17 protein-coding genes and 2 pseudogenes are annotated in these 14,832 nt (G+C 32.0%); 9 read left to right on the forward strand and 10 right to left on the reverse strand.

Annotated features, from left to right (window positions below):
* Nucleotides 1–46: 46 nt before the first annotated feature.
* Both COE49_RS22455 and COE49_RS22460 read right to left on the reverse strand, forming a co-directional pair.
* Nucleotides 47–190 (reverse strand): YrzI family small protein, encoded by a 144-nt coding sequence (locus tag COE49_RS22455; protein WP_088229387.1) that lies wholly within the window; start codon nt 188–190, stop codon nt 47–49.
* Between the two features lie 27 nt (nt 191–217).
* Nucleotides 218–358 carry a YrzI family small protein gene (locus COE49_RS22460; RefSeq protein ID WP_088229386.1) on the reverse strand — a complete coding sequence of 47 codons (141 nt, stop codon included), beginning with the start codon at nt 356–358 and terminating at the stop codon, nt 218–220.
* 487 nt (nt 359–845) lie between these two features.
* Here COE49_RS22460 and COE49_RS22470 point away from each other — a divergent pair.
* Nucleotides 846–1,058, forward strand: a pseudogene (locus tag COE49_RS22470) (CcdC protein domain-containing protein); the annotation flags it as partial.
* 120 nt (nt 1,059–1,178) lie between these two features.
* Nucleotides 1,179–1,675: pseudogene (locus COE49_RS22475) on the forward strand (2'-5' RNA ligase family protein).
* Between the two features lie 6 nt (nt 1,676–1,681).
* Here COE49_RS22475 and coaW read toward each other — a convergent pair.
* From coaW to COE49_RS22510, 6 genes are all read right to left on the reverse strand, one after another.
* Entirely contained in the window at nt 1,682–2,512 is an 831-nt protein-coding gene (gene coaW / locus COE49_RS22480; protein ID WP_098357683.1) for a type II pantothenate kinase, read from the reverse strand.
* Nucleotides 2,513–2,606: 94 nt separating this feature from the next.
* Nucleotides 2,607–3,005, reverse strand: a complete 399-nt coding sequence (locus COE49_RS22485) for a 3-hydroxyacyl-ACP dehydratase FabZ family protein (protein ID WP_098357682.1) — start codon at nt 3,003–3,005, stop codon at nt 2,607–2,609.
* A 55-nt stretch (nt 3,006–3,060) separates the two neighbouring features.
* Complete coding sequence (locus COE49_RS22490; RefSeq protein WP_141524715.1) at nt 3,061–4,260, reverse strand: LL-diaminopimelate aminotransferase; 1,200 nt, start codon at nt 4,258–4,260, stop codon at nt 3,061–3,063.
* A gap of 488 nt (nt 4,261–4,748) precedes the next feature.
* Nucleotides 4,749–5,117 carry a hypothetical protein gene (locus COE49_RS22500; RefSeq protein WP_088229379.1) on the reverse strand — a complete coding sequence of 123 codons (369 nt, stop codon included), beginning with the start codon at nt 5,115–5,117 and terminating at the stop codon, nt 4,749–4,751.
* A 174-nt stretch (nt 5,118–5,291) separates the two neighbouring features.
* Nucleotides 5,292–5,585, reverse strand: a complete 294-nt coding sequence (locus COE49_RS22505) for a hypothetical protein (RefSeq protein ID WP_088229378.1) — start codon at nt 5,583–5,585, stop codon at nt 5,292–5,294.
* Nucleotides 5,586–5,792: 207 nt separating this feature from the next.
* Nucleotides 5,793–6,995: an MFS transporter gene (locus COE49_RS22510; RefSeq protein WP_088229377.1), complete on the reverse strand. Its 1,203-nt coding sequence runs from the start codon at nt 6,993–6,995 to the stop codon at nt 5,793–5,795.
* Nucleotides 6,996–7,314: 319 nt separating this feature from the next.
* Here COE49_RS22510 and COE49_RS22515 point away from each other — a divergent pair, with 319 nt between their 5' ends.
* Nucleotides 7,315–7,608: a hypothetical protein gene (locus COE49_RS22515; protein ID WP_240522805.1), complete on the forward strand. Its 294-nt coding sequence runs from the start codon at nt 7,315–7,317 to the stop codon at nt 7,606–7,608.
* Between the two features lie 49 nt (nt 7,609–7,657).
* On the opposite strand, the gene COE49_RS22520 is transcribed toward COE49_RS22515, so the two are convergent.
* Nucleotides 7,658–7,810 (reverse strand): YqbF domain-containing protein, encoded by a 153-nt coding sequence (locus tag COE49_RS22520; RefSeq protein ID WP_071712142.1) that lies wholly within the window; start codon nt 7,808–7,810, stop codon nt 7,658–7,660.
* A 726-nt stretch (nt 7,811–8,536) separates the two neighbouring features.
* Nucleotides 8,537–8,761: a hypothetical protein gene (locus COE49_RS22530; protein WP_071712151.1), complete on the reverse strand. Its 225-nt coding sequence runs from the start codon at nt 8,759–8,761 to the stop codon at nt 8,537–8,539.
* Nucleotides 8,762–9,262: 501 nt separating this feature from the next.
* Here COE49_RS22530 and COE49_RS22535 point away from each other — a divergent pair.
* The 6 genes from COE49_RS22535 to COE49_RS22565 all read left to right on the forward strand — a co-directional run bounded on the left by COE49_RS22535 (nt 9,263) and on the right by COE49_RS22565 (nt 14,528).
* Entirely contained in the window at nt 9,263–9,667 is a 405-nt protein-coding gene (locus COE49_RS22535) for a hypothetical protein (protein WP_088229375.1), read from the forward strand.
* 160 nt (nt 9,668–9,827) lie between these two features.
* Nucleotides 9,828–11,063, forward strand: coding sequence for a cytochrome P450 family protein (locus COE49_RS22540; protein ID WP_088229374.1), 1,236 nt, complete (start codon nt 9,828–9,830; stop codon nt 11,061–11,063).
* A gap of 267 nt (nt 11,064–11,330) precedes the next feature.
* Nucleotides 11,331–12,614: an MFS transporter gene (locus COE49_RS22550; RefSeq protein ID WP_098946106.1), complete on the forward strand. Its 1,284-nt coding sequence runs from the start codon at nt 11,331–11,333 to the stop codon at nt 12,612–12,614.
* Nucleotides 12,604–13,233 (forward strand): Vat family streptogramin A O-acetyltransferase, encoded by a 630-nt coding sequence (locus COE49_RS22555; RefSeq protein WP_088229372.1) that lies wholly within the window; start codon nt 12,604–12,606, stop codon nt 13,231–13,233. The genes COE49_RS22550 and COE49_RS22555 overlap by 11 nt, the downstream gene beginning before the upstream one ends.
* A 73-nt stretch (nt 13,234–13,306) precedes the next feature.
* The gene (locus COE49_RS22560; RefSeq protein ID WP_000046093.1) at nt 13,307–13,462 is read left to right on the forward strand and encodes a DUF1540 domain-containing protein; all 156 of its coding nucleotides are present in this window, start codon (nt 13,307–13,309) and stop codon (nt 13,460–13,462) included.
* A 211-nt stretch (nt 13,463–13,673) separates the two neighbouring features.
* A complete protein-coding gene (locus tag COE49_RS22565; protein WP_088229371.1) occupies nt 13,674–14,528 on the forward strand; it encodes a Cof-type HAD-IIB family hydrolase in 855 nt (284 codons plus the stop codon).
* The last annotated feature ends 304 nt before the right edge of the window (nt 14,529–14,832 follow it).

A 14,832-nucleotide genomic window follows, 5' to 3' on the forward strand; every position in this document is an offset into this window, starting at 1 on the left:
GAATGCTTTAAATTTCATTAAGATATTGCTCCTTTAAAATATATTTTTAACACATTTGTGTATAATGCGAACTTTTAATGTCCGTTATTTTATCCATAGTTTGTTTTAATTGCTGGTTACGAATAATTTCATCTTCAGATAATGTTTTTTTCTGAAGTGCAGTCGTAAAAAAGAAAATATGAAAAGTCATAGACGAATTCCTCCTTTCGAAAAGGAATTACAGGTGATCACAATACAGCACTTGGCGCTCCTTAACATCATTCATAGCTTTTTCAATCTGTTCATTATGAAAAATTTTAGCTTTGGAAATTGTATTTCTTTGAATCGTAATACTTAAAAACAATACGCTAATAGTCATCGAATGTTGCTCCTTTCTTTAAAAAATAATGTAAGAGACTAAAAAATCGCACAAAAAAGCCACAGGAAGATATAGTTCTCCTATGGCGAGGCGTGAAAAAGCCACAGGAAAGTATACGACCTCCTGTGGCGAATTTATGAATTAATAGAAATAAAGTACGATTTTCAATTCTCCGTTAGGGTGGTCGAATTCATATTTAATTGTCCGAAAAACACAGGTGCAGTTAACGCTAAAGTTAAAGCATGTAAATGTAATTTCATCATTTCCTTCGACCTCCTTTTAGAATATTTTTCTTACGTTAGTAATTATATACAATTAATGGATAATTGTAAACATAAAAATTGAAAATTTTTAATTTTGATTAAAATGCGTATATTAAAAAGGGATTTGAAAAGAAGTATTGTAATTAACGAAATATCGGTAAAAATGGGGGATGTTAAATGAAACATATGCATCATAATGTAATTGTTATGCTAACAATTTTTTTATTTATACGAAAAAAAGCGCAGCTTTTTTAATTACTTTTATTGCACTTGTTATTTTAAGATACGACTCTAGGTAATATATTGTTGGTTTAGATCCACAAACAATCGGTTTATTATTTTCTATCGTTGCAGTCTCGTATATTATTCCGTGGGGAATTGCGTGTTATATTAAGTTCAGGAAAGTTTGGCGGGAAAATAATAATCATGCTATATAAGAAAAAACGTCTTTTTCGAGAAGTTTTTTCTTTTTATATATAATTGAAATCATTTGTTGAAGTGCAAGCCGCGATACAATATGATAAATATAAAAAATGAGGGAAGTAGGGTGGATAAAAATGCGTACGATTTTACTTTTTCTAAACAACATGCCCATCAATGAAATAGAGGATATTAGACAAAAACATGATCCTTTATTCGAATTAATTCCACCGCATATTACAAGTGTTTTCCCATTTTAAATAGTGAGCTGGAATTACATATTTTAAATGTTTCAAAAGGGATACAAAATATAGAACTTGAATTTGCAAACCAAATTACGAGTAAGGGAGAATATTTATTTTTACGAATTGAAAAGGGAAAAGAACAAATAGAAGAACTACATGATATCCTGTATACAGGACCTTTATTACAATTTTTGAAAGAAGAGATTTCATACATCCCGCATGTAACAGTCGGTAGAAAAGAAAGTGCCGAGTTGGCTACTGAAGTAGTTAAGGGTATGCCTAGTTTTCATGAGAAGTTAAATTGTGTGATTGATAGAATTAGTGTAGAGCGTATTGGAAAGAACGGGGAGTCAATTATTGAATTTGAAGTACCATTGCAAAAAAGCTGACAAAAGTCAGCTTTTTTTATTCGAAACATGAAGTAGGGCACCAATCGCACCACTATAACCACCTTCTTGTAAAAAGACTGGTATTTTGTTTTGGTATTCCGTATAGCTACTTATAATTTTTTGAAGATGTACGTTATTACATAGAGTAGAACCGATATAAATGATATGGTCAATATTTTTTGCTTCGGCAAATTGAAGGCTTAATGCGGTAACGACTTCACCAACAAGCCCTTGAACGGTTGCGATTATATCTGATTTACTAAAATTCGAGTCTATATTGGCTGCTTTCCCAAAGTTACTTGCTGTTAAACTATTATCAATAGGGGAGAGAATACCTCCATAAATATCTCCGACCGTAATGTCTAAATCTTTTCTAGAACCTGTTTTTGTTAGAGGGATTACATCTTCAAACTGATCTATATTTGTTAATAGTTTGGAAAGCCCCATAATTGTACCACCACCAACTCCAGTTCCACCAGCGCGAATATATTGGTCATTATAGACGTAATGGATGGAAGTACCTGTCCCGATATTTGTTAAAATAAAGTTGTTTATAGAATGGTGTTCTTTTTTTAATATGTATCGAACACCAGCAAGAGTAGCTTCAAATTCGTTTAGTTCCACTATTTTATATGAATCTGAAAGTAGTTGTTGTACTTGTTTTGCTTTTCCGCCTGTAATACATATTTGTTTCATTCTATTGTTGTTCTTAAGCCAATCTATAATTTTATCTTGTTCAAGTGAATAAAATTTTTCAAAAGCTAATTGCTTTTTTTCGTTAAAATAAGCAATTTTCGTTAATGTGCCTCCAGCATCGATACCGACTGTACTTACCATTTTTCTACTCCTAACTATGTAATATGTTTATTCTATTAATTTCAATCAATCCGATTGGTGGGGGATAGGATACCCTGACTGATTAAAAAGTCACTTAATCGGCTTGATATATTAATAGCTTTTCTATAGTTACAATTGACTGATCGCTAACTGTTGCTGTACCTTTCCCAAGAACAAAACCGCGGCGGTTACGTATTAGTTCATAACGTAAATCAAGTGTATCACCAGGATACGCTTTTTCATGAAACTCGACTCCATCTAATGAGGAGAGAAAGCCTAATCCTTCAGAATCGCTTGTATGTATAAAAGCACTTAGCTGAGCAAGTGCTTCCACAATTAACATATGAGGCATATGTTTTTGACTATCATTTATAAACCATTCGTTATTTGTGATGAATTTGTATCCTGTAACGGATTCATCTTGTTTTATATTTGTTACTTTATCAATCATTAAAAATGGATAGCGATGGGGAAGAGTATCTTTAATATTCATAGCGTACCTCCAGGAATAATAATACCCCTGCTAAAGTTAAGCAGGGGAGTTATTATTAATTTTTAACTAGTTCCTCTACTTTTCCAAGAGAGAAAATACCACTGTTTTTAATGTTTTCAACTGCTTCTTGTAATACTGCTTTATCTTGAACAAGTGCAATACGTACAAAGCCTTCACCATGAGGGCCGAAAGCATGACCTGGTGTGACAACGACATTTGCGCGATCCATTAATGCATAAGCGAATTCTAGAGAAGTCCACCCTTTTGGAATTTCAGCCCAAACGAACATACTGCCAGCGGGTTTATCGACGTTCCAACCGAATGTTCGGAATCCATCGACTAAAGTATCTCTACGTTCTTGATAAATACCGCGGTTTTTTTCACAAAATGCAGCGCCATTTCTAAGTGCCGTACATGCTGCTTTTTGAATTGGTAAAAACACACCGTAATCTGTATTAGACTTAAATTGTGTAAGCGCGCCGACAATTTCTTCGTTACCAATCATATACCCAATACGGCTACCTGCTAAACTATAACTTTTAGATAAAGAGTTAATTTCAACGCCAACTTCTTTTGCGCCAGGTACAGATAAGAAGCTAATTGGTTTTTGGCCATCAAAATAAAATTCAGCATAAGCAAAATCATGAACAACGATAATATTATGTTTTTTCGCGAATGCGATTACTTCTTTAAAGAAATCTTCATGAGCCATTGCTGGAACTGGGTTCCCTGGGAAGTTCAAAATCATCATCTTCGCTTTATCGGCGATTTCTTTAGGAATAACTTCTAAATTAGGTAAGAAATCATTTTCTTTTTTTAATGGCATGTAGTAAGATGTTGCACCGGCCATTTGAATACCTGTTTCATAAGCTGTATATCCTGGATCAGGAACTAATATTATATCTCCAGGATTTGCATAAACCATAGGTAAATGAACGAGTCCGTCTTGTGAACCCATTAATAATAAAACTTCTTTTTCAGCGTTTAATATAACGTTATGAGTGTTGTTGTAATATTCAGTTACAGATTCGTGAAATTCTTGTATACCTGCTAATGTATATCCATAGCTTTCTTTTTCACTCGCTGTATGTACCAGTGCTTCTCTTACGAAGTCAACAGGAGGCATATCAGGATTCCCGATACTTAAATCAATCATTTTATGCCCTGCTGCAATTTTCTCTTTTTTATAGGCCCCTAATTCACTAAAAATAGAAGATTGGAATGCTTTCATTCTAGTTGCTAACGTGTAAGTCATCAAAACCCCTCCTAAAAACTGTGTTTTCTTTCTGCGTTTTTAATTATTCTGAAAACACATGTTTATATTTTATCATTTTTTTATGAAAATTAAAACGATTGACAAATTTAGAGGAAGGATTAGAGTATTATATATTTCTTCTAAAACAGTTAAGATGTTTTAGAGTTTTTGTTTATAATATCTCGGATATTTTGTATTAAAAAGAATACGAACACCACACCTATTATGCCGCTAAGCCAATAGTATGAATTCCCTGTAGTGAATTTTTCATAGAATAAAATAGCACTCCATAGAATAAGGATTACGGAACAAACTGTTGATATAATTAAAGAACTTAAGCTCCTCAAAAAAACACCTCACAATAAAAAATGTTTATTAATTAATTCTATATTATAATTAGAGGATTTAAAAGGGGAAATATTTTTAAGAAAGCATCTATAGTACAAAACCGCAAAAATATATTTTGCGGTTTTGTAAAATCCCTATAGTTAATCACTTATTTTTTTATATGTACATATTTTTTCAGCATTAGTAAAATATACAATTAATTTATTATCGACAATTTTTAAAGATTGATCCGATGTAAAGGAGTTACCATAATCAATGTGGTATAAGCTAGAGTTATTTACAAACGAACCTTTATATAAATCTTCTTTTTTATTTGTCGTTTGCATTTCCACTAAATTTTGTACAATTTCTACTTTCTTTTCCTCTTTTACAATTGTTTCAAATTTATAAGATACAGGACATTCCCCATTTTTATTGTCAACGATTTCCCAAGAACCGTATATATCATTATTGCTGCACCCACTAAGAAGAATGGCGAGTATAGGAGATATTAATAGAAATTTTTTCATTTTGTGCTCCTTTCGTATGTAGTACGTATAAAACGTACGATATGAATATTGTAATAAATAATGTTTAAATTTTTATAAAGAATTATTTAATTTCACATAAAAATTTGGAGAAAGGTGAGGTTTTTAAAGTGAAAAGGCATGAATCTAGTGTAATCTAGATTCATGCCTAGTACTCTATCTTAAGTTATGTTTGTTGAGGATAAATGAAGCGGAAAGAAGAATGACAATTCCATTTACAATATATACATTTACAATAACAAAGGTTAGGTTAGCTATTCCAAAATCATCTTTATCGAATATAGAAGTGAATGCTGTAGTAGTCAAAAAGATAATGGGAGTTAACAATAAAAATAGGAAACCTGCAGCAATCCTTCTTTTAAAATTATTTTGAGATAAGGAAATGGCTAAAAAATTTAGAATACCAAACATAACTAATGAAAAAAGAAGGATAATTAATAATTGGATCATACATTTCCACAGCTCCTTTTTGAAAAATCTATAATTTATTGTATTCGAAAGTAGTAGGGGATACTCCTCTAAATCTTTGAACTATACAAAGTATATAATTTTTTATCCTAGAAATTGAAAAAGAATGGACCCAGTAAAATGCTGAATCCATTCTTAAGGAGTATAAGTCTTACTGCCCGTAAATCCTCTGCCAACTAAATTTACACCTTATACATTCGCAGATTGTGACGTTTGTTTTTCAAATTGTTTTTGCTTAGATAGAGAAATAAAAATAATCAACAATGAAATAACTCCGAAGATGAGAACCATATATTGTAATCCAATCGTATCTAAGAAGAATCCCGTTCCGAGTAATACGATTTGGAACATAACTCTTTCAAACATATTACGGAATGAGAAGAGACGTCCGTGATAACTTCTTTCTACTTTCGTTTGGAAAATTGTCGACATTATCGGGAAGAAGCAACCTACACTAAATCCAAATAAACCAAATGATACAAGGGCCATCCATTTTACATCACTAAAGAATAACGAAAGGTGTGCAAATGCAGTACAAGTTGCGAAGAAATATAGTAATTTTTCAGGTTTGAAATGATCAGATAGACGTTTAATAACGAAGGCACCTAGCATAAAGGCGATACCTTCAATTGTATATATGAATCCCTTAATCGTTGGATCATGTTGCATTTCGCTAATATTAATGACCATTAAATTAAACCCAGCTATAAATAATAGGGGGATAATACTTAATATAAGTGCTGTAAAAGCAATAGGAATTCCTTTTAAAATACGAAATACTTCCATAAAGCTATTGTCTTTTGCAGCTTGTTCACTTGGTATTGTTGATTTCTTGTCTTCAAATCGTAGGAAGAAAGTTGAGAGGAATAATAAAGCGTATGCTGCCATAGAGAAGGCATACATATACTGTAAACTCATTACAACTAAAAGAATTCCACCTAGTGAAGTACCTGCAATACGAGCGATTGTACCAACATTCATATGTACACCATTCATCTGTAATAACTCATGTTCACTAACAATTAGAGGGATTACAGATTGTAGTGCTGGAAAATAAAATGCTGCTGAAATTTGAAGTGCAATCATGAATGCAATCATAAAGGCGATACTTTCATACTGAATAGCGAAAAACATAAAAATAACACTTAAAACTCGACCAAATCCAGCATATAGAAGAACTTTCTTCTTTTCATACTGATCGATGACACGGCCAGCCATAGGACCAACTAGAACACCTGCTAGTAGTCCAATAAATAATATAACTGATTTCATGAAATCAGAAGGGACATATTTTTGCATGAATTCAAGGTTACCAAGTATACCAAGCCATAATCCTAGACCAGCAATAAACTCCCCAATTAGAACAATCCAAACGTTTTTATTACGCCACATAATATAAAACCTCTCCGTCTTTTAAAATAAAAAACTCGTATATAAAATCTCCTTATTTATGTATTATTTTTTCACGCTCTTTTTTAGAGTCAGAGTCTATAATACGTGTTTCATTAGTGGATTTCAATCTTTTTGATTTGTCGAAATGTTAGTAGGTTTATATATTGAAATAGTGTAAAAATATGAATGTGTAATCCATTTGTAAATTCTTATATAACACTATTTTTATTTAAATATCCGGATGTTAAAATGTAATTATTGATAGGAGGTGAATAGTATAGAAACGCATCTATATGAAGTAAGTCCATGTAGCACATATTTGATTAGCGTAAAGTTTGAAGAGGAAGTATACAAATTCCTCCTTCGTAAAGATGAAATGGTTGGAGAAACTTTATGTTTATTAGAGAATGAAAGAGAATATGTTTTATTACATGAAGAACAAGCTATGAAAACAGGAGTTTATATAACAGGTCAATTAAAAAAAGACTTGTTTAAAGGTTGGTTATGGATAAGTTTGAATGAGTCTGGTATATATAGAAAAAAAGTGACAGAATTAGAATTAGAAACGTATCAATTTATAAAAGAATCGATAAACATCGATATAGGAAATTAAAAAGGTCAAACCCCTCTCATGTGAGAGGGGTTTGACCTTTCAATGTAAATTAGGCAGAAAATTCTTCTTTACGTACTTCGAAGAATTCATTTCGGCGTAAGTAATTATACGTTTTTTCTGAAACTTCTTCTTCTTGAGATACTAAAAAACGACGATTAAAAGCATAGAAGGATTGACCTTTAATTAATTTTACGTAATATATTTTAAACGCCTCCTCTAACAGGATTATGACTTACCTCATATTATGATGACCGATATCTCTATTAAAAATACTTGGGTTTAAAGAAGATAAGCGAAAAAATGAAAGAGCTTACAAATATGTAAGGTTTGTGTCACCTTTTCCGATAGTTTCAATTAATGAATTGCTACTATACTACAAATAAGTTCCATAAAATAAGGGGGGGAAAAGATGGATGAAGTAATTGGAGAAGTTGTAGCTGGGATTTGTGAATTTGTAGTTGAAGTAACGGCAGATGCTATAGGTAACTTAGTTTCAGGAAATGAAAAAGAGGAAAAAGAAACTTTATAGAAAGATTTAAATTTAAAAAATAATTTTAACATACATAGATAAACTGTGGGATACGTTCTCACAGTTTTTTATCTTTTTCGACAAGAAGACTTCATCTGATTTGTGTTACGGGTGAAACCCAACAATTCAGGTGGAGATGAATCGCCGTCAGAAGGTAGACTGAACTCTTTTGTTCCGTTTCGTTCCAAATCACATGAGGGCATCCGATATTGAAGATGTTCTTTTTTGTTTGTAAAACATGTCGAATCAATATAATAAATAGCAATATACCAATTACACTGAAAGAAACAAAAGGTATTTGTACAGAAGAAAAGGATATGAGCAATCATTTTGAGGCAGTGTAAGTTTCTAATAAGCATCTAATTAAAAAAGGATTGAACGTAAAAGAATCACGTTTAATCATAAAGTACTATCATCTTTAATTTTAAATTTATCTTTAATATTGATAAATAAAATGAATAAGATTACAGCACATATTAAGTTAGATAAGTAGAAATCTTGGTGGTACAGTAATTCAAAAGTAACGTCGAAAATGTAAAATAAACTAATTGTAGGGAGTATACATATGAAAAGATATCGCCAGTTTTTTAAAAGGTATTTGTAATTAATTAGTTTTTTCATTATGGAAATTCCTCCTATGTTTTTTTATATAATTATACATATAAATAAAAAGATTTATAAAGTGTTTTCTTCATAAAAATAAAATACGTTATAAATAATTTGCAATGGAAAAAATGCAGCAAATTTCACACACTAATACTAAAGATAAAACTTTTAAATATTTGTACTGAAATGATACACTATAGTCTATGTTACTTTTGAAATGAATAGAGGGATTTACATGATAGATAAAATTAAAAATGCTGTTGAGGATATGTATGAAGATGAAGCAAAACATTTACTTCAAAGTATTCTTATATAGTTAAATTTATTAGAAGAAATGCGTTTTTATAGTGTAAAGTTGAAAAAATAAAGATATGTTCTATTTTAAAAAAACTTGTATTTTTGAAAACAAAAATACAAGTTTTTTTCGGTTTGAAATTGGGCTATACATAAGCTTCCTATAGGTGTCAAATCACATATGAATGTTAAAGGTAATTAATGAAAAGAAGGTGATTTGTTACTATGTATAACGAACAAAATTATCCATATGATCAAGCGATGTATTATAATCCGCAAAATTATGGGTATACATCAGCAAATGAAGCGAGAGATATTGAACATGAAGATTACAGACCAGATGATGCGGAAGATGCTCCAACGTCACCACCACCATCACAAGCTCCGTCTTTACCGTCAACATTTGCTTCTCCTGCACAAGCTGGCAATATGAAATCATGGATGTGTAACTGCTTAGGAAGATGGGGATATTTACGTTTACATCGTCCTGGACCTTTTGGAAGAGACTTATGGTTCTTTCCGACTGAAGTGAGAAGCAACGGAGTATCAGGTTACACTTGGCAAGGTGGCCGTCGTCGTAAAGTAAGTTACCGCTATCAACAAATTAGTAATTTTATGTGCTTCGCATAAAGAGAAGTGGGAGAGCTAAATGATTTTACTCTCTCACTTTTTTATTTTTCAACATAAGAAGTAAGCTTCTGATTAAAAACTTACAATTTTTACGTTTTTATTGGAGTATAATGCAAATGTTGGGTTGATTTTCAATAGCAAATGAGAGTGGGGGAATACAATGTCAATGAAAAATAAAGTTGGGCTAAGAATAGAAGATGGTATTAATTTAGCTTCAGCTCATTTTAAAGAAGATGCTTATGAAATTTATAAAGAATCAAGAAAAGTGCAACCTATCTTATTTGTAAATAAAACTGAATTAGGTGCCGAATGGCTTATTACAAGATATGAAGATGCTCTGCCACTTTTAAAAGATAATCGCTTAAAGAAAGATCTGGTAAATGTGTTTCCTCAAGATACAAAGAACATGTATCTTTCCATTGACAATAGTGATCATTTGACAACTCATATGTTGAATTCGGATCCACCTAACCACAATCGTTTACGATCTTTAGTCCAAAAAGCTTTTACACCGAAGATGATTACACAATTAGACGGAAGAATTCAGAAAATCGCGGATAGTTTAATAAGTGCTGCAGAGCAAAAAGGTACATTAAATCTTGTAGATGATTATTCATTCCCATTACCGATTATTGTAATAAGCGAGATGCTTGGAATTCCAAAAGAGGATCAAGCGAAATTTAGAATTTGGTCGCATGCTGTCATTGCATCGCCAAAAACACCTGAAGAAATAAAAGAAATCGAAAAACAACTATCTGAGTTTATTACATATCTTCAATATATAGTTGATGTAAAACGAAAAGATCCAAAAGAAGATTTGGTAAGTGCGCTAATACTTGCAGAAAATGAAGGGCATAAACTTAGTGCTGCAGAGCTATATTCAATGATAATGCTATTAATCGTAGCAGGACACGAGACGACTGTGAATTTAATTACAAATACGGTATTAGCACTTCTTGAAAACCCTAATCAATTACAATTATTAAAAGAAAATCCAACGTTAATTGATACTGCTATTGAGGAAGGTTTACGTTATTATTCTCCAGTTGAGATTACAACTGCAAGATGGGCGGCTGAACCTTTTCAAATCCACGATCAAACAATACAAAAAGGAGACATGGTTATCATTGCATTAGCTTCTGCCAACCGTGATGAAACAGTATTTGAAAATCCGGAAGTATTTGATATTACGAGGGAAAATAATCGTCATATTGCCTTTGGTCATGGTAGCCATTTCTGTCTAGGAGCTCCACTTGCTAGGTTAGAAGCAAAGATTGCTATTTCTACTTTGTTAAAGCGTATGCCTGAACTACAAATAAAAGGGAATCGTGAAAAAATCAAATGGCAAGGTAATTATTTAATGCGTTCTTTAGAGGAATTACCATTAACATTCTAGAATATTTATTTTTAGACATGCATACATCGAAAATGATTTACATAGAGTATGTATGTGTTATTTAAATTCGAAACGGAAGGGTGAAAACATCCCAATGATCAACTAATTCTATTTGTAAGAGATCTTCGTTAAAAAACGAAATATTCTTCTGAATAGGGTTAGTATGTACATTTATAGAAAAGGGATGTGTTTCGCGCCGCGAAAATATAGTCTTTTCATATGATTTGTGCTGCCTCCTGTTCAGAACATGAAATAGGAGGCTTTTTTATGTCAACGACTGTGGAAACGAAACAAAATCATGGGGTATCACAAGTATTAAAAAATCGGTTTGTGCAAGGAATTCTCGCATCAGCATTATTTTTACAAATAGGAATATGGGTTCGAAACTTTGCGGTATTGCTGTATGTTATGGAAATGACGAAAGGTGATGCTTTCGCTATTTCAATGATTTCAGTTGCTGAATTCGCTCCAATTTTTATTTTCTCATTCATTGGTGGAACTTTTGCTGATAGGTGGAAACCGAAGAGGACAATGATATGGTGTGAGACTTTGAGTTCTTTATCAGTATTTGCAGTATTAATTACACTTATGTTTGGAACGTGGAAAATCGTATTTTTTGTGACGCTTATCTCTGCAATCCTTTCTCAGTTTTCTCAACCATCGGGAATGAAGTTATTTAAACAGCATTTATCGGCAGAACAAATTCAATTAGCAATGTCTATTTATCAAACGATATTTGCAATATTTATGGTGTTAGGACCAATTATAGGCACATTTATTTTTCATAGCTTTGGAATTTATATTTCAATCATTATAACAGGTATCGCTTTTTTACTTGCAGCAGTTGTTTTGTTATTTCTTCCGAAAGATCTCGAGAATAAAAATGAAAAGAAAGAAATTACACTATTACAGGAAATGCTGGATGGTATTAAATATGTAAAAAAGAAAAAAGCATTAACTTTGCTTGGACTATGTTTTATGGCAGCAGGGCTAGGGATTGGTTTAATTCAGCCACTAGGTATATTTATTGTGACTGAGCAGTTAGGGTTATCAAAAGAGAGTTTACAATGGTTACTAACAGTAAATGGTGTAGGGATGATTGTTGGAGGAGCTTTAGCGATGGTGTTTGCGAAAAATGTTGCTCCGCAAAAAATGTTAATTATAGGGATGCTTGGTCAGGCAATTGGCATCGGTATAATTGGCTACTCTACAAATTTATGGGTGACACTTACAGCACAATTTTTTAGTGGGTTAGCTCTTCCATGTATCCAAATAGGTATTAATACGCTCATTATTCAAAATAGCGATACTGATTTTATTGGACGGGTAAACGGTATTTTAAGTCCACTATTTACCGGTTCAATGGTAGTAACGATGAGTATTGCTGGTTCATTAAAGGAGATGTTTTCATTAAGTACGATGTATGAGGGAACGGCTCTACTATTTATAATTGGATTATTGTTTATTTTACCCATATACAATTTAAAGCCAATAATAGCGGTAGAAAGTGAAATGAATGGTAAAGGAAGTGCTGTGCAAAATGAATCCTAATCCAAATGTTAAATACCCAATCGGAGGAAATCAAAACGTTCATTTTATTAAAAATACAATAACGAAATCTAATATACTCGTTGGTGACTATTCTTATTATGATGCGAAAGATGGAGAAACATTTGAAGATCGAGTATTATATCATTATGAATTCATCGGAGATCGTCTCGTTATTGGAAATTTTTGTTGCATTGCATCTGGAGTTACCTTTATTATGAACGGAGCAAATCATCGAATGGATGGATTTTCGGCGTATCCTTTTAATGTTTTTGGGAATGGATGGGAAAAATTCACACCCGATTTATGTGATTTACCATATAAAGGAGATACAGTTATAGGAAATGACGTTTGGATTGGCATGGATACAACTATTATGCCTGGAATAAAAATAGGTGATGGTGCAATAATTGCAGCTAAATCTGTTGTGACCAGAGACGTCGCACCATATACAATTGTTGGTGGAAACCCTGCAAGTAAAATAAAAGAGAGATTTTCAAATGAAATAATAGAAGAATTATTGCAAATTCAATGGTGGCATTTTGACATTGAAAAAATAACTGAAAATATAGATGCTATTGTACGAGGGGATATAGACCCATTAAGAAAGCTCAAAAGGTAATAAAAAATGCACCCCAAAGAGTATCATACCTCCGAATTTTGTTAATGATAATAGAACAAGGAGGTGTGATACTATGGCACAAGACGTTTTATGTGAAGTAAACAACTGTAAATTTTGGGCTAATGGTAACAAATGTAGTGCAGATGCAATTTATGTAGTAAGTAATAAAGGGAAACAAGCTTCTACTACGGAAGAAACAGATTGTAAAACTTTCGATCCAGAAATATAAGTTTTTGAAGGGTAGCCAAATCGTGGTTGCCCTTTTATTAATTATAGTATTGATAATAAATCTCATTTTCATTCATGTTTTTTAAAATTATTTCTTGACCTGAAACGCTTTTCATAAATTATAAATAAATAGTACTTTACGAGTTCTGTATGAGAACGATACCTTTTGATCGATTAGAACTCGTGTATTTAAAGAAAGTGGTGAAGAAATAATGAAATTAATCGCAATTGATTTAGATGGAACTCTTCTTTCGGGGAATAAAATGATTAGTAATGAGAATGCAGAAGCAATTCGAAAATGTCAGGAAGCGGGCCATGTTGTAGCAATTTGTACAGGACGTTCTATCGTCGACATTGAACGATTATTGTTAGAAGTTAATTTAGAGTGTCCAATTATTGCGGAAAACGGTGCGCTTATATATAAGGACAAAAAAATGATGAAGAGATATCCAATTCAAAATATGCAGGCACTAGAGATTGTGAACTATCTCGAAGAAAATGGCTTATATTATCAGCTTTATACTGATAAAGGTGTGTACGTACCGGAATATGGGGTAGAGAGTGTACGTAATGAAATCGAATACGTAAAGAATTCAAAAGAAAATATCGACTTGAAAGAGTTAGAAACGATTGCAGCACTATACCTTGAACATACAGCATTTCATAGTGCAGAAAGTTGTAAACCAATTGTAGAAACAGATATACATGTGCATAAGCTTTTGCCATTTTCTTATGATATTGAGAAATTAAAACAATTAAAAGAGAAGTTTCTGCATAATACAGATTTAGCAATTACATCTTCCTATTGGCATAATTTAGAGATTAATCATCGAGATGCTCAAAAAGGAAATGGATTATATACTTTAGCAGGACATCTTAATATTCCGGTTGAAAATACTGTGGCGATAGGTGATGGCCTAAACGATGTTTCCATGATGGAAAAAGCAAATATATCAATTGCAATGGGAAACGCAGTTGAAGAAATAAAAGCGATGTGTCAATACGAAACGTTGACAAATGAAGAGCACGGTGTTGCACATGCTCTGTATACGCATGTGTTAGCATAAAAAGTAAAAAAGAATCNNGATTCTTTTTTACTTTTTATTAGGGGTAAGGTATTCTATGAGATTCATAGAAGCCTTATTACTTGTTATTATATAGAATATATTGGAATAAATGTTTAAAATTTTCATGATAATTATGAAAATTTTGTGAACTTTATGTTCTTTTTTGTATTTTTATTCTGCTAAGAGTCGTTAACCATTTTGAAATTTAACGAAAGTAAGTTAGAGGGAAATATACACATAATAAGTCGCTTCGTATGGAATGGATAATGTCTGATGGATGAAAGTTTTACTTGAAGTGTATACT

The organism is Bacillus sp. AFS029637 (assembly GCF_002584985.1).
GTDB lineage: Bacteria > Bacillota > Bacilli > Bacillales > Bacillaceae_G > Bacillus_A.

What these genes read in the sequence shown, in the direction of transcription:
- COE49_RS22455 (WP_088229387.1), bottom strand. Translation starts at nt 190, where the DNA reads ATGACTTTTCATATTTTCTTTTTTACGACTGCACTTCAGAAAAAAACA.
- COE49_RS22460 (WP_088229386.1), bottom strand. Translation starts at nt 358, where the DNA reads ATGACTATTAGCGTATTGTTTTTAAGTATTACGATTCAAAGAAATACA.
- coaW (WP_098357683.1), bottom strand. Translation starts at nt 2,512, where the DNA reads ATGGTAAGTACAGTCGGTATCGATGCTGGAGGCACATTAACGAAAATT.
- COE49_RS22485 (WP_098357682.1), bottom strand. Translation starts at nt 3,005, where the DNA reads ATGAATATTAAAGATACTCTTCCCCATCGCTATCCATTTTTAATGATT.
- COE49_RS22490 (WP_141524715.1), bottom strand. Translation starts at nt 4,260, where the DNA reads ATGACTTACACGTTAGCAACTAGAATGAAAGCATTCCAATCTTCTATT.
- COE49_RS22500 (WP_088229379.1), bottom strand. Translation starts at nt 5,117, where the DNA reads ATGAAAAAATTTCTATTAATATCTCCTATACTCGCCATTCTTCTTAGT.
- COE49_RS22505 (WP_088229378.1), bottom strand. Translation starts at nt 5,585, where the DNA reads ATGATCCAATTATTAATTATCCTTCTTTTTTCATTAGTTATGTTTGGT.
- COE49_RS22510 (WP_088229377.1), bottom strand. Translation starts at nt 6,995, where the DNA reads ATGTGGCGTAATAAAAACGTTTGGATTGTTCTAATTGGGGAGTTTATT.
- COE49_RS22535 (WP_088229375.1), top strand. Translation starts at nt 9,263, where the DNA reads ATGTATAACGAACAAAATTATCCATATGATCAAGCGATGTATTATAAT.
- COE49_RS22540 (WP_088229374.1), top strand. Translation starts at nt 9,828, where the DNA reads ATGTCAATGAAAAATAAAGTTGGGCTAAGAATAGAAGATGGTATTAAT.
- COE49_RS22550 (WP_098946106.1), top strand. Translation starts at nt 11,331, where the DNA reads ATGTCAACGACTGTGGAAACGAAACAAAATCATGGGGTATCACAAGTA.
- COE49_RS22555 (WP_088229372.1), top strand. Translation starts at nt 12,604, where the DNA reads ATGAATCCTAATCCAAATGTTAAATACCCAATCGGAGGAAATCAAAAC.
- COE49_RS22560 (WP_000046093.1), top strand. Translation starts at nt 13,307, where the DNA reads ATGGCACAAGACGTTTTATGTGAAGTAAACAACTGTAAATTTTGGGCT.
- COE49_RS22565 (WP_088229371.1), top strand. Translation starts at nt 13,674, where the DNA reads ATGAAATTAATCGCAATTGATTTAGATGGAACTCTTCTTTCGGGGAAT.